Annotated in this window: 20 protein-coding genes and 1 pseudogene; 17 read left to right on the forward strand and 4 right to left on the reverse strand. The window is 65.5% G+C overall.

Annotated elements, in window-relative coordinates:
• Positions 1-37: 37 nt before the first annotated feature.
• The 8 genes from ACSQ86_RS31100 to ACSQ86_RS31135 are packed head-to-tail and all read left to right on the forward strand — an operon-like array spanning position 38 to position 8,435.
• Positions 38-994 (forward strand): Bug family tripartite tricarboxylate transporter substrate binding protein, encoded by a 957-nt coding sequence (locus ACSQ86_RS31100; RefSeq protein WP_436307303.1) that lies wholly within the window; start codon positions 38-40, stop codon positions 992-994.
• Positions 991-1,734: a cupin domain-containing protein gene (locus tag ACSQ86_RS31105; protein WP_436307302.1), complete on the forward strand. Its 744-nt coding sequence runs from the start codon at positions 991-993 to the stop codon at positions 1,732-1,734. Before ACSQ86_RS31100 ends, ACSQ86_RS31105 begins: the two co-directional genes overlap by 4 nt.
• Positions 1,735-1,744: 10 nt before the next feature.
• Complete coding sequence (locus tag ACSQ86_RS31110) at positions 1,745-2,299, forward strand: 2,4'-dihydroxyacetophenone dioxygenase family protein (protein WP_436307301.1); 555 nt, start codon at positions 1,745-1,747, stop codon at positions 2,297-2,299.
• 23 nt (positions 2,300-2,322) lie between these two features.
• Complete coding sequence (locus tag ACSQ86_RS31115) at positions 2,323-3,570, forward strand: CaiB/BaiF CoA transferase family protein (protein WP_436307300.1); 1,248 nt, start codon at positions 2,323-2,325, stop codon at positions 3,568-3,570.
• Complete coding sequence (locus ACSQ86_RS31120; RefSeq protein WP_436307299.1) at positions 3,567-4,331, forward strand: enoyl-CoA hydratase-related protein; 765 nt, start codon at positions 3,567-3,569, stop codon at positions 4,329-4,331. The genes ACSQ86_RS31115 and ACSQ86_RS31120 overlap by 4 nt, the downstream gene beginning before the upstream one ends.
• Complete coding sequence (locus tag ACSQ86_RS31125) at positions 4,316-6,124, forward strand: acyclic terpene utilization AtuA family protein (RefSeq protein WP_436307298.1); 1,809 nt, start codon at positions 4,316-4,318, stop codon at positions 6,122-6,124. The genes ACSQ86_RS31120 and ACSQ86_RS31125 overlap by 16 nt, the downstream gene beginning before the upstream one ends.
• The gene (locus ACSQ86_RS31130) at positions 6,121-7,281 is read left to right on the forward strand and encodes an acyl-CoA dehydrogenase family protein (protein ID WP_436307297.1); all 1,161 of its coding nucleotides are present in this window, start codon (positions 6,121-6,123) and stop codon (positions 7,279-7,281) included. The genes ACSQ86_RS31125 and ACSQ86_RS31130 overlap by 4 nt, the downstream gene beginning before the upstream one ends.
• Positions 7,282-7,340: 59 nt before the next feature.
• Complete coding sequence (locus tag ACSQ86_RS31135; RefSeq protein ID WP_436307296.1) at positions 7,341-8,435, forward strand: SMP-30/gluconolactonase/LRE family protein; 1,095 nt, start codon at positions 7,341-7,343, stop codon at positions 8,433-8,435.
• Positions 8,436-8,951: 516 nt separating this feature from the next.
• On the opposite strand, the gene ACSQ86_RS31140 is transcribed toward ACSQ86_RS31135, so the two are convergent.
• Both ACSQ86_RS31140 and ACSQ86_RS31145 read right to left on the reverse strand, forming a co-directional pair.
• Positions 8,952-9,086 (reverse strand): hypothetical protein, encoded by a 135-nt coding sequence (locus ACSQ86_RS31140; protein ID WP_436310412.1) that lies wholly within the window; start codon positions 9,084-9,086, stop codon positions 8,952-8,954.
• Positions 9,086-9,193 (reverse strand): annotated as a pseudogene (locus ACSQ86_RS31145) (FAD-dependent oxidoreductase); the annotation flags it as partial. The pseudogene ACSQ86_RS31145 and the gene ACSQ86_RS31140, both read right to left, overlap by 1 nt.
• A gap of 239 nt (positions 9,194-9,432) precedes the next feature.
• Here ACSQ86_RS31145 and ACSQ86_RS31150 point away from each other — a divergent pair.
• Positions 9,433-10,560: an AlbA family DNA-binding domain-containing protein gene (locus ACSQ86_RS31150; protein ID WP_436307295.1), complete on the forward strand. Its 1,128-nt coding sequence runs from the start codon at positions 9,433-9,435 to the stop codon at positions 10,558-10,560.
• Between the two features lie 188 nt (positions 10,561-10,748).
• Complete coding sequence (locus ACSQ86_RS31155; RefSeq protein WP_436310413.1) at positions 10,749-11,678, forward strand: hypothetical protein; 930 nt, start codon at positions 10,749-10,751, stop codon at positions 11,676-11,678.
• 186 nt (positions 11,679-11,864) lie between these two features.
• Here ACSQ86_RS31155 and ACSQ86_RS31160 read toward each other — a convergent pair whose 3' ends face one another.
• Entirely contained in the window at positions 11,865-12,230 is a 366-nt protein-coding gene (locus ACSQ86_RS31160) for a hypothetical protein (RefSeq protein ID WP_436307293.1), read from the reverse strand.
• Positions 12,231-12,329: 99 nt separating this feature from the next.
• Between ACSQ86_RS31160 and ACSQ86_RS31165 the strand changes: the two genes are divergently transcribed.
• The 6 genes from ACSQ86_RS31165 (at position 12,330) to ACSQ86_RS31190 (ending at position 20,383) form a co-directional block, all read left to right on the forward strand.
• On the forward strand, positions 12,330-12,953 hold the full coding sequence (locus ACSQ86_RS31165; RefSeq protein WP_436307292.1) for a TIGR02466 family protein: 624 nt from the start codon (positions 12,330-12,332) through the stop codon (positions 12,951-12,953).
• Positions 12,954-13,000: 47 nt separating this feature from the next.
• Positions 13,001-15,616, forward strand: coding sequence for a fused MFS/spermidine synthase (locus ACSQ86_RS31170; RefSeq protein WP_436307291.1), 2,616 nt, complete (start codon positions 13,001-13,003; stop codon positions 15,614-15,616).
• 137 nt (positions 15,617-15,753) lie between these two features.
• Entirely contained in the window at positions 15,754-16,200 is a 447-nt protein-coding gene (locus ACSQ86_RS31175) for a copper chaperone PCu(A)C (RefSeq protein WP_436307290.1), read from the forward strand.
• Positions 16,201-16,260: 60 nt separating this feature from the next.
• Complete coding sequence (locus ACSQ86_RS31180) at positions 16,261-18,468, forward strand: hypothetical protein (RefSeq protein ID WP_436307289.1); 2,208 nt, start codon at positions 16,261-16,263, stop codon at positions 18,466-18,468.
• Positions 18,469-18,575: 107 nt separating this feature from the next.
• Positions 18,576-19,436: a peptidyl-prolyl cis-trans isomerase gene (locus tag ACSQ86_RS31185; protein WP_436307288.1), complete on the forward strand. Its 861-nt coding sequence runs from the start codon at positions 18,576-18,578 to the stop codon at positions 19,434-19,436.
• Entirely contained in the window at positions 19,433-20,383 is a 951-nt protein-coding gene (locus ACSQ86_RS31190) for a HupE/UreJ family protein (RefSeq protein WP_436307287.1), read from the forward strand. Before ACSQ86_RS31185 ends, ACSQ86_RS31190 begins: the two co-directional genes overlap by 4 nt.
• A gap of 304 nt (positions 20,384-20,687) precedes the next feature.
• Here the strand turns inward: ACSQ86_RS31190 and ACSQ86_RS31195 are convergent, their stop codons facing one another.
• Positions 20,688-22,082 (reverse strand): esterase-like activity of phytase family protein, encoded by a 1,395-nt coding sequence (locus ACSQ86_RS31195; protein WP_436307286.1) that lies wholly within the window; start codon positions 22,080-22,082, stop codon positions 20,688-20,690.
• Between the two features lie 238 nt (positions 22,083-22,320).
• Here ACSQ86_RS31195 and ACSQ86_RS31200 point away from each other — a divergent pair, with 238 nt between their 5' ends.
• Complete coding sequence (locus ACSQ86_RS31200; protein ID WP_436307285.1) at positions 22,321-23,475, forward strand: ABC transporter substrate-binding protein; 1,155 nt, start codon at positions 22,321-22,323, stop codon at positions 23,473-23,475.
• Positions 23,476-23,490: the final 15 nt, after the last annotated feature.

A 23,490-nucleotide genomic window follows, 5' to 3' on the forward strand; every position in this document is an offset into this window, starting at 1 on the left:
CTCTAAACTACTAACATTAGACGTTTAGGCGAATAGAGTGCGGATCCTCTTCCTTCTGATAGCCGGCCTGCTTGCGCTGACTGCGACGGCGGCCCCCGAGGCATACCCGGCCAAGCCGCTCAAGATCATGGTTCCGTTTCCGGCCGGCAGCGGCACAGACGCGGGGGCGCGCGTGCTCGGCCAATGGCTCACCGCCAAGACGGGGCAACCCGTCATCGTCGACAACCGCCCGGGCGCCTCGGGGTTCATTGCGGCACAGGCGGCGGCCGCTGCGGCGCCGGACGGGCACACCCTGCTCCTGACGACCAACACCACGCACGCCGCCAACCCGGCGATGTTCAAGAAGCTGCCCTACGACCCTGTGAAGGACTTCGAGCCGGTCAGCACGGTCGGCAGCGCCGGATTGCTGCTGCTCGTGCCGGCAGCCAGCTCCTATCAGGACATCGGCGCCTTTCTCGCGCGGCTGCGCGCCGGCGGCAAGCGGCTGCACTTCGGCGCCGGCAACTCCTCCAGCCGCATCGCGGGCGAGCTGCTCAAGACGGCCATCGGAGCCGATCTGCTGGCAGTGCCCTACAAGGGGACGCCACAGGCCCTGACCGACCTCATGGGTGGGCAGGTCGACTTCATGTTCTGCGACATCGGCCCGGCGCTGCCGCTCGTGATGAGCGGCAAGCTGCGCGCGCTGGCCACCTCGAGCGCCGATCGCGAGCTGCTGCTGCGCGACGTCCCCACCTTGAAGGAAGCCGGCTTGAAGGACTTCGAGATGACGGTGTGGTCGGCGGTCTTCGTTCCCGCGAAGACGCCGAAGGACACCGTCGCGAAGCTGAGCGAGCTATTGCGCGCCGCGCTCGCCGATCCCGCGGTGCGTCAGGAGTTCTCCAACACCGGCGGCCGCAGCCGCGGATCGACGCCCGACGAGCTGCGCGCGTTCGTGAAGTCGGAAATGGCCAAGTGGGCCGCCGCCGCCAAGACCGCAGGAATTCAACCGGAATGAAGCAAACCAACCCCACCATGGTGAGGGCAGCCGACGTGGCCGCCTATGCGCCGGCCAACCACACCGGCACCTCCAACGTGCGCGTGATCTGCCCCGAGACCGTCGGCGCGACAGCGCTCGAAGTGCTGATCGGCACGATCGTGAAGTCGCACGGCGCGAAGCCGCACGCGCATCCGCACCTGGAGCAATGCGCCTACATGATCGAAGGCACCGGCGAGTCGCAAGCCGAGGGCCGCGTGGAAGTGATGGGAGCCGGAACCTGGAGCTACGTGCCGGCAGGCGCGTTCCATTCGTTTCGCGTGACCAGCGACCAGCCCGGGCGGGTGCTGGTCGTCTATGCGCCGCCGTACGGCGAGAACCCGGCGCAAACGATCACCGAAACCGACCCCGCAGTCTCGCCGCGCGGCAAAGTCCGCGTGCTGGCCGCGGGCGACGCCATTGCAGCCACCGGTGCCCTCATCGACCGCGACTCCGTCGGCGCGCAGTGGGTCGAGATCGAGGTCCTGCACATGGCCGACGGCGGTGCGCTGTCGTGCGCCCCGAGGCCGGACGCCGAGCAGGTGATCTACCTCGAAGACGGACACATCGATGCGCGCGCCGGCGAGCAGGATTTCCATCTCGCACCCGGCGACTTCCTGTTTATCCCAAGCGGGGCCGGCGTGGCCCTGCGCTGCCCGACGGGCCGGCGGGCGTCCGGCTTCTTCATCAAGGGACGGCTCCCGTCCTCGCATTCACTCTGAAAGGAACCCCATGACCGCACGACTGCCCACCCAACTCACCACGACCACCGGCGCCCCGCTGCCGCTGCCTGCGATGCCGCAGGACAGGCTGCTGACCGTCAACATCGAGCAGATCCCGCTGTTCAAGGACATCCTCGGTGTCCCCGGCATCCACATCAAGCCGCTGCGCCTGGACGCGGAGCGCGGAGAGTGGGTCTTCATGGCCATTTGTGCCCCCGGTTGCGCCCTGCCGCTGCACTACCACACCGGTCCGGCGCAGGTGTACACGCTCTCGGGTCGCTGGTGCTACCGCGAGTATCCCGACCAGCCACAGACGGCGGGCTCGTACCTGTACGAGCCGGTCGGCTCGGTGCACACCTTCTATTGCCCGGAGGACAACACCGAGGACACGGTGGTCATCGCCTGGCTCGAAGGCGCGCAGGTCAGCTTCAACGACGACGGCACGTTCCACTCGCTCACTGACGCGGTCCTGATCCAGCACCTGACCGAAACCGCGGCGGCGGCGCGCAAGCTCGGCTCGGTCGGCTACATCCGCGGACACGGCGCCGACGTGAACGGTTCCTGACCGCAAAGAGGAGCACGGGCCGAATGAAAAACGACTCGAGCCAAGCCGGGCCTCTCGCAGGCCTGCGCATCATCGACATCACCGAAGTCGTCATGGGTCCTTCGGCGACCCAGATGCTGGCGGACCTCGGTGCCGATGTGATCAAGGTGGAGCCTCCCGGCGGCGACATGCTGCGCGCCACCGGCCCCGGCGGGCGCGCGGGCGCCGGCCCGTTGTTCCTCAACCTGAACCGCAACAAACGCAGCATCGTGCTGGACCTGAAGCGCACTGAAGGCAAGGAAGCGGCACTGAAGCTCGCGCAGACAGCCGACGCGCTGGTCTACAACGTGCGGCCGCAGGCGATGAAGCGCCTCGGGCTGGATTACGAAGCGGTGCGGCAGGTAAACCCGCGCATCGTCTATGTCGGCACCTTCGGCTTCAGCCAGCGCGGCCGCTATGCGGCGTTGCGTGCCTTCGACGACCTGATCCAGGCGGCCGTCGCGATTCCCGAGGCCAGCCTGCGAGCGGGATCGGACGTGCCGCGCTACGCCCCGCTCAACCTCTCGGATCGCGCGACGGGCCTGTACGCCTTCGGCGTGATCTGCGCGGCGCTGCTCGCGCGCGAACGAACGGGCCAAGGGCAGGCCGTCGACGTGCCGATGTTCGAAACGACCGCGCAGATGATGCTGGGCGACCATCTCTACGGCCACACGTTCGTCCCGCCGCGCGGCGGCTTCGGCTATCCGCGGCTGCTCAACCCGCAGCGGCGGCCGTACGCCACGAAGAACGGCCTGGTGTGCCTCGTCGTCTACACCGACGAGCAGTGGAAGGCCTTCATGCGCACGGTCGGCGAGGCCGAATGGTTCGAGAGCGACCCGCGCTTCGCCGACGGCGAATCGCGCACGCAGCATGTCGAAGCGCTCTACGAGATCCTCGCCGACAAGCTCAGCACGAAGACCACGCAGGAATGGCGCGGGCTGCTGGAGCCGCTCGGCATCCCGGTGCTGCCGGCGCATACCTTCGAGTCGCTGATCGACGATCCGCACCTGCAGGACATCGGGTTCTTCCAGCAGTACGAGCATCCGACCGAGGGCACCCTGCGGACCATGGCGGTGCCGAGCGAGTGGCCGCAGACGCCGCTGCCGCCGCTGCGACCGCCGCCGCTCGTCGGCGAGCACAGCGCGCAGGTGCTGGCCGAGGCCGGCTACTCGCCGCAGCAGATTCGAGAGATGGTCGAGACCGGCGCGACGCAAGTGGCGACGGCAGCAAGCGAAATGGGAGTCGAGGCATGACGACATTCGTCAAGGAAAGCCGGCAAGACGGCCGGCTGGTGCTGACCATCGACCGTCCTGAGCGCCGAAATGCGCTCAATGCAGAAGTGATCGCCGCGTTGCAGGATGCCCTGCATCGCGTGAAGGCCGACCCGACGGTTCGTGCCGTGGTGCTCACCGGCGCGGGCGAGGAGGCGTTCTGCGCCGGCGCCGATCTGGGCGCCAATGCCTTCGAGTTTGATTGCGCGACACCCACCATCGCTTATGCGGACCTCCTGCGTACGGCGCGCACGCTGGCCGTGCCGCTCGTCGCGCGGGTCAACGGCGCCTGCATGGCCGGCGGCATGGGGCTGCTCGCGATGTGCGATCTCGCCCTCGCGGCGCCGCACGCGATCTTTGGGCTGCCGGAGGCCAAGGTCGGCGTGTTCCCGATGCAAGTGCTGGCCGTTCTGCAGTCGCAGGTCCCCCAGCGCTGCCTCGCGCAGCTGTGCCTGACCGGCGACCCGATCGACGCCGCGCGAGCCCGCGAGATCGGCCTCGTCAACGAGGTGGCGGACGACCTCGACGCCGCGCTCGAGCGGCTGCTCACCCGCCTGCAAGCCAACTCGCCCACAGCGCTGCGGCGCGGCCTGTATGCGATGAAGGCGATGCGGTCCATGTCCTTCGAGGAGGCGATGGCGTTCGGAGAAGGGCAAATCGGGCTGCTGGCGATGACGCAGGATGCGCGTGAGGGCATCGCGGCATTCAAGGAGAAGAGGAGGCCGCAATGGACCGGCAAGTGAACGCCGCGGGTTCGGGCAAGCTCGTGCGCATCGGCGGCGCCTCGGGCTTCTGGGGCGACAGCCGCCTGGGCCCGGAGCAACTGGTGCGCCACGGCGGCATCGACTACCTCGTGTTCGACTATCTGGCAGAGCTGACGATGTCGATCCTCGCAGGCGCGCGCATGAAGAAGCCGGAGGAAGGCTACGCCACGGACTTCGTGACGGTGGCGCTGCGCTCGGTGCTGAAGCAGGCCGTCGAGCAGCGTATCCGAATCGTCAGCAACGCGGGCGGCGTGAACCCAAAGGGCTGCGCCGCGGCGGTGCAGGCATTGGCCAATGAACTCGGCGTGCAAGTGCGCGTCGCGGTCGTGGAAGGCGATGACGTGCTCCCGTTCGCTGAGGCGATGCGCCACGAGGGTGCTGTCGACATGTCCAATGGCGAACCATTGCCGAAGCGCCTCGTCACGGCGAACGCCTACTTGGGCGCACTGCCGATCGCACGCGCGCTCGAATCGGGAGCCGACATCGTGATCACCGGGCGCTGCGTCGACAGCGCGGTCACCCTCGGGGTGTTGATGCACGAATTCGCCTGGACGTCCGACGTCTTCGACCGTCTTGCCGCGGGCAGCCTCGCTGGCCACATCATCGAATGCGGCTGCCAGGCCACCGGCGGCTTGCACACGGATTGGGAGCGCGTGCCGGATTGGGCCGACATCGGGTATCCGATCGTCGAGTGCCGCGAAGACGGCGGCTTCGTCGTCACCAAGCCGCCGGGCACGGGCGGGCTCGTCACGCCGGGGACGCTTGGCGAGCAGCTTCTTTACGAGATCGGCGATCCCGCCAACTACCTCCTGCCGGACGTCACGTGCGACTTCCGTGCGGTGCACCTGGAGCAGGTGGGGCAGCATCGTGTCCGTGTGACGGGCGCACGCGGCCGACCGCCAACGAACACGTACAAGGTCAGCGCCACCGCACACGCGGGTTTCAAGGTGTCGGGGCAGCTCACCATCGTGGGGATCGATGCCCCCGGCAAGGCGAAGCGAACCGGCGAGGCGCTGCTCGAGCGCGGACGGCGGCTGCTGCGCGAGCACGGGTTCGAGCACTTCCTTGCCACGAGGATCGAGCTGCTGGGCACCGAGTCCGCTTACGGCCCGCATGCGCGGACACTGCCGACGCGCGAAGTGGTGCTGCGCCTGACCGTCACGCATGCGGAACGGCGCGCACTGGAGATGTTCAGCCGCGAGTTCGCCGCTCCCGGCACATCATGGTCGCCGGGTACCACCGGTACGGGCGGCCGTCCCTCGGTGTCGCCGGTGTTGCGGCAGGTCGCCTGGCTCATTCCCAAAGAGCAGGTCACGCCCACCGTGACGATAGACGGCACGACCACCATGGTGGCGTCGCCGCCACCACGGCCCCAGGTCGCGCCAGATCCGCTTGCGAGCGCAGCACTCGCGCTTCCCGCAGGTCCGCGCAAGACCTTGCCGCTCGTGAAGATCGCGCTCGGGCGCAGTGGCGACAAGGGCGACACGTCCAACATCGGCCTGATCGCGCGCCATCCGGCACTGGTGCCCGTGCTGCACGAGCAGGTGACGACCGAGCGTGTGAAGGCGTACCTCGGCCATCTGGTGCAGGGGCAGGTCCAGCGTTACGAGCTGCCCGGAATCCATGCCATCAACCTGGTGTGCGAGCAGGCGCTCGGCGGCGGCGGCATGGCATCGCTGCGCAATGATTCGCTCGGAAAAGGCATGGCGCAGATGCTGCTCGACATGCCGGTTCAGGTCCCTGAAACCTTGCTGCAGCAACTCCCGGCATGAACTTCGACTTTTCCGGAGACCAGCTCGCGATCCGCGACGCCGTCGAGGACCTCTGCGCCGGATTCGGCCCCGGCTACTGGCTCGACCGCGACCGCGACGGGCGCTGGCCGAACGAGTTCTGCGAGGCCATCGCCCGCGGCGGCTGGTTCGGCGTGACGATGCCCCGCGAACACGGCGGCGCCGGACTCGGAATCTCGGCGGCCGCGATGGTGATGCGCACCATCGGTACGCTCGGCTCGGCAGCCGTGTCGTCGGTGCACCTGAACCTGTTCGGCCCACAGCCGGTGGTCGTGTTCGGCACCGATGAGCAGAAGCGGCGCATGCTGCCGCCGCTGATCGACGGAACCGATCGCGCCTGCTTCGGCGTGACCGAGCCCAATGTCGGATCCGACACCACGCGCGTGCAGACCTTCGCCCGCCGCGACGGCGACCGCTACATCGTCAACGGCCAGAAGGTCTGGACCTCGACCGCGCAGCACGCCAACAAGATCCTGCTCGTGGCGCGCACCACGCCCATCGAGGACTGCGCACGCCCGATGGACGGCGTGACGCTGTTCTACACGGACCTCGATCGCTCGCACGTGCGCGTCTGCGAAATCGAGAAGATGGCGCGCAAGGCCGTGGACTCGAACGAACTGTTCATCGACGGGCTGGAGATTCCCGCCGAGGATCGCATCGGCGAGGAAGGCAAGGGCTTCAAGTACTTGCTCCACGGGCTGAACCCCGAGCGGATCCTCGTGGCGGCATCAGCGCTCGGCGCGGGCGAAACGGCGCTCGAGCGGGCCACGGCCTATGCAAAGGAACGCGTCGTCTTCGGCCGGGCGATCGGCAAGAACCAGGCGATTCAGCATCCGCTCGCGGAATGCTGGATGCGGCTGCAATCCGCCGAGCTGCTGATGTGGAAGGCCGCTGCGCTCTACGACGCCGGCAAGCCGTGCGGGGTCGAGGCCACTGCGGCCAAGTATCTCGCCGCGGAGGCCGGCTATGAGACGGCGTTGCGAGCTGTCCGCACGCACGGTGGGTTCGGCTTCGCGAAGGAGTATCACGTCGAGCGCGGGCTGCGCGAAAGCGTGCTCTCCCTGCTCGCTCCGGTGACGCAGGAGCTCGCGCTTTGCTACGTGGCCGAGCAGGCGCTCGGACTGCCGAAGTCGTATTGAGCGGCGGACATCACCCACCGGATCCATCGGGACGATCCATCAACTTAGGAGACATGAGAATGAACAAAGCCAAGGCACTGCTGGTCTTGCCGATGCTGATATGGCTGGTGTTGCTCGCGACACCGCTCGCCGCCAATGCGTGGGAGCGTGGCAAGGTCGAGACATTCGCCACGCTGCCCCAGGGGGAGGCGCACCCGGAGGGGATCACCACCGACCGCGAGGGCAACGTCTATGTCGTCACGGTGGCGGCGAACAAGCCCAGGACGAGCGAGGGAACGCTCCTTGTGTTCGACCCGCAGGGCAAGCATCTGCGCAGTGTCGGCATCAAGGGCTCGGGCAGGTTGTTGCTCGACGTCGCCTTCCATCCACAGACGGGCAAGTTGCTCGTGGTCGATTACGGGGCCGGGAAGGTCCTGAGCGTCGATCACATGTCGGGTGCCTCATCCGTGTTCATGACGGTCACGGGCAAGCAGCCCGGCCTCGACGGGATGACCTTCGACGGCGCCGGCAACGTGTACGTGACCGACGCCCATCAGGGCATCATCTGGAAAGTCGGACCCGACGGTGGCGAAGCGTCGGCATGGGTCAGCAGCGCACTGCTCAAGCCGACGAGGATTCCGCCGACCATCGGCGCGAACGGTCTGGCGTTCAACAACAAGAAGACGGCCTTGTTCGTCGCCAATACGGCGAACGACACCATTGTCAAGATACCGGTGAACGGCTCGACGCTCGAGCCCGGCACGCCTGAAGTGTTCGTCAACCGGATCGGCGGCGGGCCCGACGGTCTGCTCATCGACGAGCACGACAACCTCTGGATCGCGTGCAACCAGTCGAACGAGATCCTCGTGCTCGAGCCCACGCAGGGCCGCGTCGTTGCCAAGCTGGGGGACTTCGGAGGAATCGATCGCAACGGTGCACCGGTCGGCTTTCTCTGGTCGAACAGCCTCGTATTCCACGGTGACGACGTGCTTGTCACCAACCTGTCGCTCGATGTCGAGACGGCTATTTCGCAGCTTGCCGACGAGCTTGGCCTGGGGCATCTCGTGGGACGGAATCTGCGGACCATCGATGGACCGTGGGCTCGCCAGGTGGAGGCCCACACGATCTCGAAGATCAAGAAGCGGATACCGGAGCGCGGTCCGGGATTGCGCTGACGTGAACGAGCTGCTGGGGCGCGATGCACGAGCACCCTCGAGAACACCACAGAAACGCCTACCGCGCTGAACATTGGCTTAGAGGTCTGGCATTCAGAGCCCGTGGAAAGTGCCGACTCTGAAGGAAAGCTCGGACCGCACGAAACCAGTTCCCGTGTAGTTCAAGTGCTCGGGCTTGCTCGCGTCGAAGGCAGGTGGTGCCTTGCTGTGAAGGCAATGCGCCTAGTCGACGGGTTCTATGAAGGCGACATGAGCTGTCCTCTTCAGAATCAGTACGCCGCCGGGGCCCCGGCTCCACTCCTCAAAGCTTCACGGGGTTTGCGAATTGCGGCGTTGCAAGCGATGCCAATGTTCCTGGCTGTCGTTAGCGAGCATGTCGCCTCTACGATCCGTGAGATCGAAGACACTGCTGACAAGCTCCAGCAGGGGCGTCGGCCTAGTCCGGTAGTCGGGAGTTTTTAACCTCGAGCCAACACGGCACCCGGCAGGCCGGTAGCGCACCGCCGCTGTTAATGGCTAGAAGTTGGTGATCAGCAGCTCACGCGACAGCGAGCGGTGATCGGCAGAGCCCACCATGTATGTGATGGAAAGGGGCTGCAGGCTCAGGCTCGCGATCGCTGTGCGCATTTCGTGAATGTCTTTGACGCTCACGTTTCACCGCCTGGCAGGATGGAAGAAGCGGCAACGCCGCTGAGCGGCTTGGTCGCGACAATGAAGCTGTTGGCGGGAAGAACCGTTTGCTCAAGTCCGGGCCACATCGCTGCGATCTATGCGCTCGGCGAGATCGCGCACGAAGTTCACGGCGATGAGGACGAGTCTTCGGATGAAGCTGGATGCCGCGCCCTCGGGGTCCCGGCGGAAGTCGGCTTTCTGGCACGGTTTCGTACTCTCGCTTCCGGCCAGAACTGGACGTTCGTCACGGCCGTCCAGTATTCTTCATCGTGGGGCACCAAGTGCTCTAACCGGAACCCGTACGAGCCGTGTCCAGGAGGCTGAAATGGTGAACAACGAACTGCTGGACGCGCTCCGCTACAGAAGCGAGGGCACCGACCTAGACTTCAAGGGTGAGCAGTACCGCTTCGCGGGCGGGAACGATTTTGAGAAGTCGGAGATGCTGAAGGCCATCCTGGCCATGGCAAACGCGTGGCGTGAGGGGACAGGCTACATCTTGCTCGGACTCAAGGACAACCGACCCCACCTGGCAGAAGTAGTGGGCATCTCAGAGAGCATCGACTCCAGGCTGCAACAGTTCGTCAACAGCAAAGTGAAGCCGAAGTTGACGTTCCGCTACGAGGAGCACCTGTACGAAGGCAAGACCGTCGGAGTCATCACGCTTCCCAAGCAAAAGCGTCCCTTCTTCATTGCGAATCCCTACGGCAAGTTGAAGAGCAACGTTGCGTACGTGCGCCGCGGGAGCAGCACGGAGGAGGCCGAGCCCACGGAAGTTGCAGCCATGGCCTTGGCTGATTCCGGACGTGGGCAGGTGCTGTTGGCCCTTTCCGTGCTTACGCCGGACAACGAGGTTCTGCCTGAAACCGTCGCGCTGAAGTACTTGAACTTCCCTGAGAAGCTGCCCGACTTCGAAAGTCCACCCGAGAGGTTGGGTCCGTTTGAGATTTCGGTTCGCGCTCACATGTGGCACGACAACAGGGACTTCTGGCGGGAGTATGCGGAATACGCTCGCGTGAACGCGGCTCTCATCGAAATGAAGCTCGTACTGAAGAACCGCTCAGAGACGTCGTTGTCGAACGCCAAGTTGGAGGTTTCGGTGGAGCCGCTTGACGGACAGTCTTTCCAGATGCTGGCTGGCGCGGATTTGCCGGACGAGCCGAGCAGCCAATGGAGTTCCATGGCGGGCCTGCGTAGCTTGCCTGAAATGCTCGACCGGTGGGAGGCCCGCCTTGTTGTCGACGAAGGCGGCGTCCACCCAATCTGTCATGTTCGATTCGGCTCTCTGCTACCTGGCGAAGAGGGTCGGTCGTCCGACACCCTTGCCATCTTGCCCTGGAAAGCTACGGCTGCACTTCCGTATCCTCGCCGGGGAACTCGCCGCGCCTCAAGTGTCAGAGCGCGTATTGGAAACGACGGGGGAATCGACGTCGCTCGATGTCGACGGACTCGATGAGATGTACGACCAGGCCGTGCTGGCACGATATCAGTCTGAGTCGGGTTAGTCCCTCGTCAGGGCTTACCTTCGCGTTCGTGCAGGCGGCAAGGTTTGGATCTAGCAAGCGATCCTCAAGGAGGACGGGTACATGAACACAAGGCAGCTTGGCGCTCTTATGTACTTATCGAGCCGATTGCCTGCGGCTGATGCCCGAGATACAAATCACCCTTCGGGTGCTCGCCACGACCAAACGGAAGCTGCCGCCCGCCAGCTCGGAGGACTTTGCCATGCCAAAGGTTCGGACCCCTAAGCCATCAGATGGCCGCACGTTAGTTGATCGGCTGCTTGATCGAATCAAGAACAACAGGGTGGCCGCAGTTGTCATCATTGCCTGCCTCGGCATTGGCGCCCTCGCGAGCCTCACAGATTCGACCCGGAAGCTGACCGACGCGCTTTCTTCTCTCACCAGCAAGAGCGTCGCCGGCGAGTGGAAGTCGCACGCGGCAGCCTTCTACCCGTCCTTCGGCCAAGAGTTCATGCGGCTGCACCTCCAGGAGCCGACGGCCGACCAACTTGTGGGCTTTGTTCAGTTCAGCGGGAACGAGGAAATGCGGCCCAGAATCTTCCCGATCCTCGAAGGCAAGCGCAGCGGCAAGTCGCTCAGGCTCTCGTTCGACAGCGGGGATCGAGTGCGTGAGATCGTGGTGGGGGATCTTGCAGGCAGCGAGCTTCGTCTCGTGTATCAAAGAGAAGGCCGCGGCGCAGTTTCGGCGACGGCTCGCCACGTTGTCCAGGCGACACAGCTCGTCGATGGCAGATTCGGGATCCTCTACAAGAGGAAGGAGTACCCCGACCATCGCACGGCATGCCTCCAACTCCTGAAGGACCTCGATCCGCCGGAGATATACAAGCAGTCTGAGCCCCCCGATGAATACGGAAATGTCCACTGCGTGGGGCAACATGCCGACGGCCGTGGCGGATTCGACATGTTCCAGAACAGCGTTCGGCAGCAACTGATCTGTCCACCGAACTCGAGAGGCGCTCTCGTTGATGGCAAGACGCCCAAGTCCGCGAAGGGCTGCGAGTGCGATGGCGAACTGATTGCGTCGGGCTCGCAGTGTGTTCCGCGCGCCTAGGCAGGCAAGAGGAGCAGCTTTCGCTTTTGGCCCATCTGAGTCGTAGGCCGTCGCGCTACGAAAGGCTGCTTCCGCTGCGTTAGAGACATGCGGAGTGTGGACGACCAGTCATGTGGTCGGCCGCGTCGACCTAAGGCGTGCGCAGGTGGTACGGATGAGCGCTCATGAGCTTCGGCGACTCGGCGCCTAAAGGCGACGCAGTAGCAAGCCCACCAGCGCTGCGCCGGCAGCGCTCACGATCAGCGTCAAGGTCACCGTCGAGCCGGGCTCGGGCGTAGCCGGAGGACGCGCAGCGGCAACGGGCCCAGGGGGAGGCAGCGCTGCCGGTTGCGTGAAGGGGTTGAAAATCGCCCCACCGAGACTGCTGTCGCGCCCGGCCTCGACGGTGCTCACGCCCTGCCGGATCGAGGACGATCCTTCGTCCGGCAGAGCGGATGCGATCTCCCTCGGAATCTCGAGCGTGTTGAAATCGACCTCCGCATGAGCGGCGGGAATCGCAGCGAGCGCGAGCAAGACCGCGCCTGCGAGAATTTTTTGAAGGATGAAGTGCATGGAGGGGCGGGTAAGTGCACATCGCATGGTGTGCTGTCCCTGTGACAGACCGATGAACCGGGCATCGCAATGTCAAATGCGGCAGCGAGAATTCATGGCATGGATGAAATCATTGGGCTCTTTCCCACCCCGTTCATGCGTGTGCCGGCGGCACTCGGCCCCGACCTGGTGAACGGCCTGGTCCGGCACTTCGCCGCAGCGGCCGTGCGCTCCAACAACTCCTCGGCCAACCTGTCGCATACCGAGATGCTCCAGCCCGGAGACAGCCCGCTGCTGGTCGAGTGCGCGAACCTGATCATGCCCAAGCTTGTCGATTTCGGTGCGCTCCTGTTCGGAGAGCGGATCGGGTGGTCGGTCAAGGAGATGTGGGTGAACGTGCTGAACACCGGTGGCCGCCAGGCCATGCACAACCATGCGAACAGCTTTGTCTCCGGCGTGGTGTATCTGACCGCGACCCATCCGGACGCACAGACCGTCTTCATGAAATCACCCGGCGGTTCGGACTTCGCCTTCAGGAACGATCACAACCGGACGACGCCCGGACCGTACAGCGCGGACAAGTGGGTCAGCCCGGCGCCACAGCCCGGCGACCTCGTGCTGTTTCCCAGCTACCTCATGCACGCGGTGCCGCCCAATCCCGGCGAGCAGCGCATCACGATGTCGTTCAATGCAATTCCCGCCCGGCTGGATTCCTGGGGCTACAAGATCACCTTCGGTGGCTGAGCATCTGCTGTCGTTGAACTGACAAACTGCAAGGGTAGGCTGGCCGCTTGTCTGCCGTCCCGCTCAGCCAGCATCGCGTCCATTCACATGGCACCCGCCGTCGGGCCGCTTACGGCCTGATGGTGGCGTCCGGCTTCGCCGGGCTCGGCTATCAAATCGTCTGGACGCAGCAATGCGCGTTGTGGCTGGGCCACGAGTCGGCCGCCATCCTGGCCGTCATCGCTGCCTTCTTCGGTGGCCTGGCCGTGGGCGCGCTGGTCTTCGGTCCCCGGATCCATCGCAGCAGCCGTCCCGGGCGCTGGTATGCGGCGTGCGAAGCAACGATGGCAGTTTGGAGCGTCTTGCTGGCGCTCCTGCTGGCCCCGGTCAGCCATGCGCTGCTCGACCTCACTGGCGCTCAACCGGCGCCCTCATGGGAGTGGGCGGTGGCGTTCTTCGGGACCTTCCTCGTGCTGCTGCCCGCAACCGCCGCGATGGGCGCGACGCTGCCGGCCATGGAGCGCGTGATGGCGCAGCTCGGCCGCACGGGAGACCGCATCGCCGGGCTCTACGCATGCAACACCCTTGGCGCGGTGCTCGGCGTGCTCGTCGCCGCCTTCTGGCTCGTGCCGGATTTTGGCCTCGCGCGCACCGCCGGCGTGTGTGCGATGCTGAATGTGCTCTGTGCCGCTGCGGCACTCGGCCTCTGGTCGAACGAGATCGTTGCCGTCGCCGCCACGTCAGAGTCTTCCGTCCGCCGGCGGGAGCACCGCGCCCTGGTGCTGCTCTCGATCACGGGCTTGCTGGGAATCGGCTATGAGGTGCTTGTCGTCCGTGTGCTCAGCCAAGTGGCCGAGGACACTGTCTATACCTTCGCGATGCTGCTGGCGGTGTACCTGGTGGGCACGGCGCTGGGTGCCGCTGCCTATCAGCGCCGTTTCGCGGAAGCCGGCAGTCCAGCGATTCGCGCCCGCCTGCTGTGCCTGCAAGCAGCGGCTTGCCTGCTCGGCACCGGAACGCTGTGGGCGGCCGAGGACGTCAGGAATCTCGTGACCGCGGGGCTTGGCGCAGGCATGGCTTCCGCGCTCTCGGCCGAGGCCGCATTGGCGCTCATCGCATTCCTGCCGCCCACGATCGTGATGGGAGCACTGTTCAGCCATCTCTGCATCGAGGCGCAATCCGGTCATCACAGCTTTGGCCGTGCCTTGGGCTTCAATACCCTGGGCGCTGCAGCCGCACCCCTGCTGTTCGGCGTGGTGCTCGTGCCGGCGCTGGGGCCGAAGGTCGCACTCTTGCTGGTCGCCGCGGCCTACCTGGCGCTGGCCTTGCCACGGATGTTGCCGACGCTCGCCTTCTGGGTACCCGCTGGGGCAGCGCTCGCTGTCGCTGCGTTCGCGCCGGCGCTGGCCTTCATCGACCTGCCCGAAGGTGGCCGCGTCATCACCTACCGCGAGGGCGTCGCCGCGGCGGTCAGCGTTGTGGAAGACGCAGCCGGCGTCGCCCGACTGCGGATCAACAATCGTCAGCAGGAAGGAAGCAGTGCGACCTTGCACGCCGATGCACGGCAGGCACTGCTCCCGCTGCTCCTGCATCCGGCGCCCAAGCGCGCCTTGTTCCTCGGCTTGGGCACGGGCGTGACGGCGACCGCCGCGGCGAGGGATCCGACGCTGCAGGTCGACGCGGTGGAACTGCTGCCGGAAGTCATTGCCGCCTCCGCGCACTTCACCGGCTCTCTCGAAAGCGGTTCGCCCGAAGATCGTCTTCGGGTGATGGCAGCCGATGCACGTCGTTTCGCGAGAACCGCCCCGGAGCGCTACGACGTGATCGTTGCCGACAACTACCATCCGGCGCGCAGCGGCACCGGGTCCCTGTACACGGTCGAGCATTTTGGGGCGGTGCGCAAGCTCCTCACGGCGCACGGCGTGTTCTGCCAATGGCTCCCGCTGCATCAGCTCGACCTCGATTCCCTGCGCAGCATTGTGCAGGCCTTCCTTGCGGTGAATCCGCATGGATGGGCGACGCTCGCCACCAACAGCCTCGAGACACCTGTGCTCGGACTCATCGCCGGTGGGGACGGGGAAGGTTTCGATCGCGCACAGCTGACGGAACGCCTCGCCACTACAAGGCTGCCGCAGCGCCTGGCCGACTTCGGCATCGCGGACGAGTTCGGTCTCTTGGGCGGATTCGTGGCCGGTCCTTCAGCCTTGACCCGCTTCGCAGGAAACGCGCCGGCCAACACCGACGACCGCCCCATCGTCAGCTATCGGGCCCCTCGCATCACCTACGCGCCGGATTCGTTGCCGCAGGACAGGCTCTTCGCCCTGCTGCACGAGCTGGCGCTCGAGCCACATGACCTGGTGAGCGGCGGCTCGGATGCCGCCTGGTCGCAACGCCTGGCCGCGTACTGGGTGGCGCGGGACCGATTTCTCGAAGCGGGACGGGGAGTGCGGCCCTCCAACGATGTTCGGCGCATGTTGTCGCAGGTGCGCGAGCCTCTGCTGGCAGCGTTGCGCACGAGTCCCGATTTCCGCCCGGCATACGACCCGTTGCTGCACATGGCCGTCGCATTGGCACGCACCGACTCTGCGGGGGCTCTTTCGCTCCTCACCGAGCTTCAGCAGGTACAACCGGCCCGGCCGGAGGCAGCGCAGGCATCGGCCGAGCTTCGCGCCAAGACACCGTGACGCGGCCTGCCTTTCCCGGGTCCTTGCCCCGCGTCGCTGTCGTGAGGATGTCATGGTGGCTCCCTAGGGTTCGGGTCATCTTCAACGTTCCGGCCAAGCCCCGAGTCGACGCCGAGCTGCAGTAGGAGTCCGAACCCATGGGTCACATCATTCACCGCCGCGGTGTCCTCAACGCCGGCTTCGCACTGATCGGCTCGCTGCTCCTTCCATCGGCGCACGCTTGCGAGTTCTATAGCGACAACCTCACGATCATCCACCCCTGGACCCGGGCCTCGGCGCATGGCGCGAATTCGGCCGTTGTCTGCATGGGGTTCAAGGACGTCGTTCAAAGCGATCGGCTCATCGGTGCGACGACGGAATTGGCCGAAGGCGCCGAACTGGGCGGAAAGGGTGAAGGACAGGCCGTCGACTTTCTCATCCAGGAAGGTCAGACACCCGAGCTGAGCGAAGCCGGCGTGCATCTGCGCCTGACCGGCCTCAAGCTCCCCCTCGAGGTCGGACGGCAGTATCCGATGACGCTCTTATTCGAGAAGACCGGACCTATTCCGACTCAACTCACCGTCGAGTACACGAAGTTCCGCTGATCTGCGCAATACGTCACTCCGCAGAACGGCCTCACACAACCCCCCACCTGGAGCACCTCGATGAGAATCGGAATCACAAAAAATCAGATCGCCATCGCTGCCGTGGCGGCGATCGGCGCCACCGCGCTGATCGCCGCACCCAGCATTGCCACGGCGCGCGACAAGAAGTCCGGCACCTACGTCACGGGCGACTTCCACAACCACACCACCTGCTCGGACGGTGCGATCTCGATGCAGAAGCTGGTCAAGAAGTCCACGGACACCGTCGACACGCCTTGGGGACTCGACTGGTTCGTGCAGGCGGGCCACGGCGGCAGCGGCAACCGCAACTGCACCTTGGCCGAGGACGAGAGTCTCGGCACGCCCGCCTATCCCTACACGGGCGTGCCGCCGACCACCACATGGACCAACACCATCGGTGCCGCGAACCTCAAGGGCCTGAACGGCGGCGTCGGCGGCAATGGCAACATGTGGCGCTGGCAGTCGATCCAGGAGTATCAGTACCCGTTGCTGGAGTACCTGGCGCGCCTCAAGGAGCTGCCGCTTTTCATCGGCGTCGAGTCGGTGGTGGCCGGCCATGAGCATTCCTCCACTTCCGTCATCACGGGCCAGATGCCGGCGTCGGCGAAGGGCACGAAACTGCCCACAACGCCAGGGTACACGCCGCTGGGCAATGCCACCGCCATGGCCCAATGGGAGTACTGCTTCGACCGCAACGACACCGACACCAGCCGGGGCAATCTTGCCGTCGGCAACGCCACCGGCAACAACTGGAACTGCTCGGTCACCGGCAGCTTGAACGCCGCGGACCCGAGCTGGAACGCGACGGCGCAGAAGCTCATTCCTGCCACCGGCGCTGGCACCGGAGTCCGGGGCCACATGAAGACGGTCGAGGCCGTCAAGTGGATGGCCGAGAACCATCCGCTGGGCAGCTACTACGTCCCCGCCCACCTGGAGCGGGCCGGCCCCTTCAATCCGAACGGCAACAACGGCTACAACATCGAGCACCTGCGCAACTTCAACAACGCGGCGCCTAAGACCGCGTTCGGATTCGAAACCCAGCCCGGCCATGGCGCCTCCTCCGACCGCGGCGAATATTCGCCGAAACGCAACAACATCGGCGGCGTGCTGGTCGACTCCGTGGGCGGAACGACCTACGGCGGCACGGGCGTCTACGGCGCACAGGTCGGTGGCGTGTGGGACGCGCTGCTGGGCGAGGGGCGCAATTTCTGGTTCTTTGCCAGCTCCGATTGGCACAACCGCGGCATCTTCGGACCTGACGATCGCAAGTCCACCCAGGACTTCTTCCCCGGCGAGTACCAGCGCGACTTCGTGATGGTCCGCGACGACGGCAAGGACAAGGGCCGCGGCGGCAAGGTTGACCTGACGCCCCAGTCCATCGTGAACGGCCTTCGCAGCGGCAACAGCTTCACCGCCAGCGGCCAGTTGATCGATCGGCTCGCATTCGTCGCATGCGCGTCCTACCCGCGCGGCAAGTCCACGCCTGCTCTCGATGCCGTGGGCAATGGGGTGGTGGAGGCGATCGCACTCGCTGCTGCCTTGAAGAACACCGACGTCGATCACGAGGAATGCGCCACGATGGGCGAAAAGCTGGTGGTGCGCCCCGGTGCGGAAATCATCGTGTCCATCGTGGTGCGCGACCCCTCTGGCTTCAACTACTCGCCGTATTCGTTTCCGAATCCGTCGCTGGCGCAGGTTGGCCTGAAGCAGCCGCTGAACCAGCCGGTGCTGGATCACATCGATGTCATCCGCGGCATGGTCACGGGCTACAAGAACCCGAATGATCCGACCAGCTACGCGGGCGAGTGGCCGCGCGACTGGCTGGTCAATCCCAGCATGGCGAACGTTCCGGCGGCCGCCAAGAACACGACCGCTTCGGTCATCAAGACCTTCAACGACACGAGCTGGAAAGTCGTGGGCGGCGAGTACCGGAGGATGAGCTTCCGTCTGCCCGCGCCGGTCAACGCCTCGCAGTACATCCGTCTGCGCGGCACCAACCTGCCGCCCAGCGTGCCGAACGAAACCGATGCCAACGGCAATCCGCTGGCCGATCTCGCGACGAACGCGAGCGGCCTGGCCAACCTAGCGATCCCCTGCAACCACACGGATTGCCCAGCCCACCTGGGGGTGAGAAATGGGCAGAAGTATGTGAGCTACGACGTCGCCGCCTGGTCTGATCTCTGGTTCTACAGCAACCCGATCTACATCGAGGTCAAGGGTTCGACGATGGTCGCCGGAGTCCGGTAAGGCTCCTGCGATTCACGGCAGGTCCAGGCGCCGGCGGTTCTGCCGGCGCCTGTTTTCATGGAGGTGGACGAAGCGTCCGCCACCTCGTCTCGAAGTTCAATCGAAGAATGTCCACTCCTTTGCTCCGTCCCGATGCTCAACCCACGGTGCCTGAAGGCGAGCCTTTCCTGCAACGGTGGCTGCGCGAACCCCTGCTGCACTTTGCTCTGCTGGGCTGCCTGCTGTTCGGCGTCGATCATTTCATCGTGAGCCGCAAGCACGACCCGCGCACCATCGTCGTGGGCGCCGAAATCGATGCGGAAGCCAGGAAGCTGTTTGCTGCGTCGCGCGGGCGCGAGCCCGATGCGGACGAACTGAAGGTCCTGCGCGAGCGCTGGATCGACAACGAGGTGCTCTACCGCGAAGGGCTTGCATTGCAGGTCGATCAGGGCGACACGGCCATCCGGGAGCGGGTGATCTTCAAGGCGTTGAGCATGGTCGACGCCAGCGTCAAGCTGCCGCCGTTCGACGACGAACTGTTGCGGCGTTGGTTCGAGTCCAAGCGCAGCAGGTATGACGAGCCCCAGCGCTTCGACTTCCAGGAAGCGGTGGTTTCCGCAGACGCCTCGGAGCCGGCGGTACGTGCCTTCGCCGAGGCCTTGAACAACGGAACGCCCGGCGATGCCAAGGCAGGGCTGCGGGTGTTCAAGGGCCGGCCGCGCGACAACCTGGTCCAGAGCTACGGGGCCGATTTCGCCAAGGCGCTCGAACAGGCGCCGCCTGGCGCATGGCGAGCGCTGCCCACCCGCGATGGCCTGCGGGCGATCCGGCTGGATTCCATCACGCCGCCGAAGGCTGCCGATTTCGAAGCCCTGCGAGGCGTGGTGTTGCAGGACTGGACCGATGCCACCCTGGCGGATCAGCGAACAGCCGCGGTCCGCGCAATGGGCAAGAAATACGCGGTCAAGATCGAAGGCGACACCAAGTGAGGGGCCTGCTGAGAAAACTGCTTTCGACGGCACTGGTGTTGCTGGCTGCCTGCGCCGGCGCCCACGAGATGAGCATGGCCGAGATGGAAGTCCGCGAGCTTTCGCGCGGCGAGTTCCTCTGGCAATGGACTGCGAGCGGCAATCTTCCGGCCGGCCAGGATCTCGCGCCGGTGTGGCCCGACGGATGCCGCGGAGATGCGAATACGGTGAGCTGTGGGAACGCCGGAATGACGGGGGCGCTGTCCGTCGAAGGCGTCGGAAGGCGCTACTCGGCAGCCATGGTCAGGATCTTGTGGCTCGACGGCCAATCGCGCGTCTACACGCTGACCGCGGGCCAGCCGACAGTCCACCTCTACGGCTCCGCTGACGACAGGCGTGGCGTCGGAGAGATCGCATCGGCCTATACAGTACTCGGCATCGAGCACATCCTGACGGGCTGGGATCACCTGATGTTCGTGATCGGCCTGCTGTTCCTGGTCGGATTCAACCGGCGCCTGATCCTCACTATCACGGCGTTCACGGCCGCGCACAGCCTGACGTTGGCGAGCAGCGCGCTTGGCCTGCTGACACTGCGGCCGCCTCCGGTGGAAGCCACGATCGCGCTCTCGATCATGCTGGTAGCCGGCGAGGCGCTTCGCCAGCGCTTCACGCTGGCACGGCAGTGGCCCGCCCTCGTGGCCTTCCTCTTCGGCCTGGTCCATGGGCTCGGGTTTGCCGGCGCCCTGAAGGAAATCGGGCTGCCCGAGAACTACCTGTGGATAGCTCTGCTCACCTTCAATGTCGGTGTTGAGCTCGGCCAGTTGATGACCGTCGCGGTAGCATGGCTGGCGTACCGTGCCGTGCGGCAGATGCCCGTCATCCAACACGCACGGGTGGCCACCCTTTACGCCATCGGCACCATGGCGGCGTATTGGTCGTGCGAGCGCATCCTGGCCATTCTTGGCTGAGTCTTCACGGGTTCATTCATGTGATCTCATCCTTGGCGATCCCTAGCGGTGCGCCCGTCCAACGTCCGCCAAACCGCTACTCAAGTCTCGTGCACTTAGACCGCTTAGCCCACAAGGGCTCAAGCGCCGACCGGCGCCGTTGCGCTGCGGTTGTCCTGCGGCCTTCGTCTTCATTGGCTTCATCCGTAGCGGGAGCGGCATGCGCCACGACCGGAGACGACGTCTTCGCGGCCTACTTCGCAAATGGCTTCTTCGGCGAAGCCTCGTAGTCGCGACGCACTGACGGCGCGCCGCGCGGTTGTGCTCAGTCGTCGTCCCAGTCGTAGCTTCCTCCGCGATGGTCGCGATCGCGGCCGTGGCCCTGATCATGATCGTTTTGGCCGTGGTGATCGTGATCATCGTCGTCGTTCGTCAGCGAGAACGGCAGACGGATCTTCAGGAACTCGGTGTTGTCGGACGCCAGCTCGCGTCCGCCGCCATACGGGAAGTTGTTGTCATTGACGACAAGTAGCGTGCGGGGGCCAAGCACCAGCACGTCCTCGATCGTCGTGTACGGGAACGTGAAGATCCTCTGGCCGTCGGCGTTCAGGTCGAACGGATCGGCGAGGTTCATCAGGTCGACGAGCTCGGTCTTGCGCACCGTGCCGCCTTCAGGCACGCCCTGCAGGTCGATCAGGAACACCTTCTTGAATGGGGCCGGATTCGGCGAGGTGGCCGTGCTGCCGTTGCGCTCGAGCACGATGAAGCGGCGATCATCGACCGCGACCATGTCGCCGATGTTGGTGCCGTTCAGATCGAGCGGATAGACGTAGCTGCGACCGGTGTAGTGTTCTTTCGCGAGATCGAATTCGTTGATGCGGCGCGTCTTTGCGGGGTCGCCAGCCACCAGGCCTTCGAGCAGCGTGTAGAGCTTGGTCTCGCTCTTGTTGATCGCCATGCCTTCGAAGCCGCCCGAGCTCGGCAGGTTTGCCGTCACCTTGCCTGCGATCACGTCCTTGTGCTGCGGCGCGTAGACGCCCGGCAGCGGGATCTCGCTGCGCAGCACGGTGCCGTTCGCGTCGGTCTTGATCAGGTACGGGCCGAACTCGTCGCCGAACCAGTAGTTGCCCTGGCGGTCGCGGCGGAACGACTCGACGTCGAAGTCGGCGCCGGTGAGCAGGCGGCCGGCACGGATGCCGCGGTCGACCGGCGCGTTGGCCGGATTGTTGTAGTAGTTCGCGTAGTCGGCCTGGATCGGGACCGTCAGCTTGCGGTGCGCATCGTTCAACTGCAGTCGCGTGCGCGCGTCGAACCATGGGCGGGCCTTGCCGCTGTCCAGGTCGGCCGGCTCGATCGTGCCGCGGCCGCCCTTGGGCGTGCGCCAGAGGATGTGCAGCGCATAACTGCGCAGCAGCGCGTCGGCCGAGCTCGCCTGCGAGCCGAAGCCGTTGTCGACCAGGAACTGGAACACGTCCTTGCGCGGCCCGTCGAGCACGCCCGAAAAGCCCTGAACGGGCTGCTTGCCGACGTACGGCGGCACGTTCGTGCCGTAGGTGTTGGGCGCGGTGAACTGCCCGGACGTCGGGCCGTCGGCGAAGGTGGCGGCCGGCATCTGGGCCCAGCCGATCAGCATCTGCGCATGAGCGGCACCGGCGGTCAGCAGCAAGGACGCGGTGAGCGGCGTGAGGGCGTGCCGCACGACGGATGGGATCGAACGCATGTCATTCCTCGGTCGAGTAATGGAATGCGCGCGATGCTGGCCATGTGTCGTGTCAAGCCGTTGACATGCGTGTGACGCTTAGCAGGCTGTGCTGGCCGGCTGCGGCGATCTCGAGCGCGCGCCGCGCGCCCGCGCCATAGCTCCCGCGTCAAAGAACGACCGCAGAACGTGACGCACTGCTCGCGGGCATGGCGCGCACAGGTCAGGATGACAAATCGGACTTCTAGAATGCCCCGCCATGAACCCTTTCCATTCCGCTCGACGGCGCCAAGTCGTGCTCGCCGCTGCCGGCGCGGCGAGCCTTGCACTGCTGGCCTCACCGGCCACGACGTCCCTCGCGCAACCGCGCGCATCCGAGGGTGCAGCGTTGCGGCTCACGCAGTTGTTGGATGTGTCGCCCGACCAACAGGAGATCTCGCGCGACTACGCGGCCGGCATCCGGCTGGCCTTCGCCGATCTGAAGAAGACGAGCGGCCTGGCGTTGCAGCTCTCGACCGTCGAGACCGACGGCACGCCCAGTGCTGTTCGCAAGGCAATTCAGGCGCTGAAAGATGACCCTGCCCAGCTCGCCCTGCTCGGCACCGTCGGCGAAGGCTTGGCGCTCGCGAGCCTTGGAGAGGCAGCGCAGGCCAAGCTGGACATCGCGCACGTGGCACCGTGGCTCGCCGATTCGCAGTTCGATGGCGACCCGCGCCTGTTCGGTCTTTTCGCCTCGCGCGAAGATCAGATCCGCTACGTGCTGAAGAACTTGGCCTCGATGGGCATATCCGACCTCGGCGTGATCTATTCGAGTCCCAGACACGCCGCGGCCTTGCAGACGGGCACCAATGCGATCACCGCTCGTCTGCAGGTCAGGACGCGCGCATTGACCGTCCCAGCCGGCCAGGACCTTGCGATCTTCGCGTCGAAGCTTCCGCCCGACACCCCGATCTTTCTGTTGTTCATGGGCGGCGCCATCGATCTGGCCTTGTTCACCCGCGGCCTCGCCCAACGCGCCATGCAGCGCTACGTGATATGCCTGTCGGATGTGGACACCAACACCTTCCTCCAGTTGAATCCCGGCAAGTCGGTGCCCATCATCTTCACGCAGGTCGTTCCCGATCCGAATTCCAGCAAGGTGCCGGTGGTGCGCGCGTATCGCGATGCGTTGCAGCGCCTGTTCGACGAGGCACCGACGCCAGTGAGCCTGGCAGGCTACCTGGCGGGCCGCTATGCGGCCGCGGTGCTGGCGGGCGCGGGGCAGAACCCCACGCGGGCACGGGTGCTAGCCGAGTTCCAGCGGCGGCGCGCGATCGATCTCGATGGCTGGCGCTTCGAGTCCGCAGACAAGGGCCGCGCCAGCAGCTTCGTGCGCCAGACGCTCCTGAACGCCAACGGCAGCTTTGTCGGTTGAATCGGGAGCGCTGGG

Source organism: Variovorax sp. LjRoot130 (assembly GCF_964253755.1).
Classification (GTDB): Bacteria; Pseudomonadota; Gammaproteobacteria; order Burkholderiales; family Burkholderiaceae_C; genus Variovorax.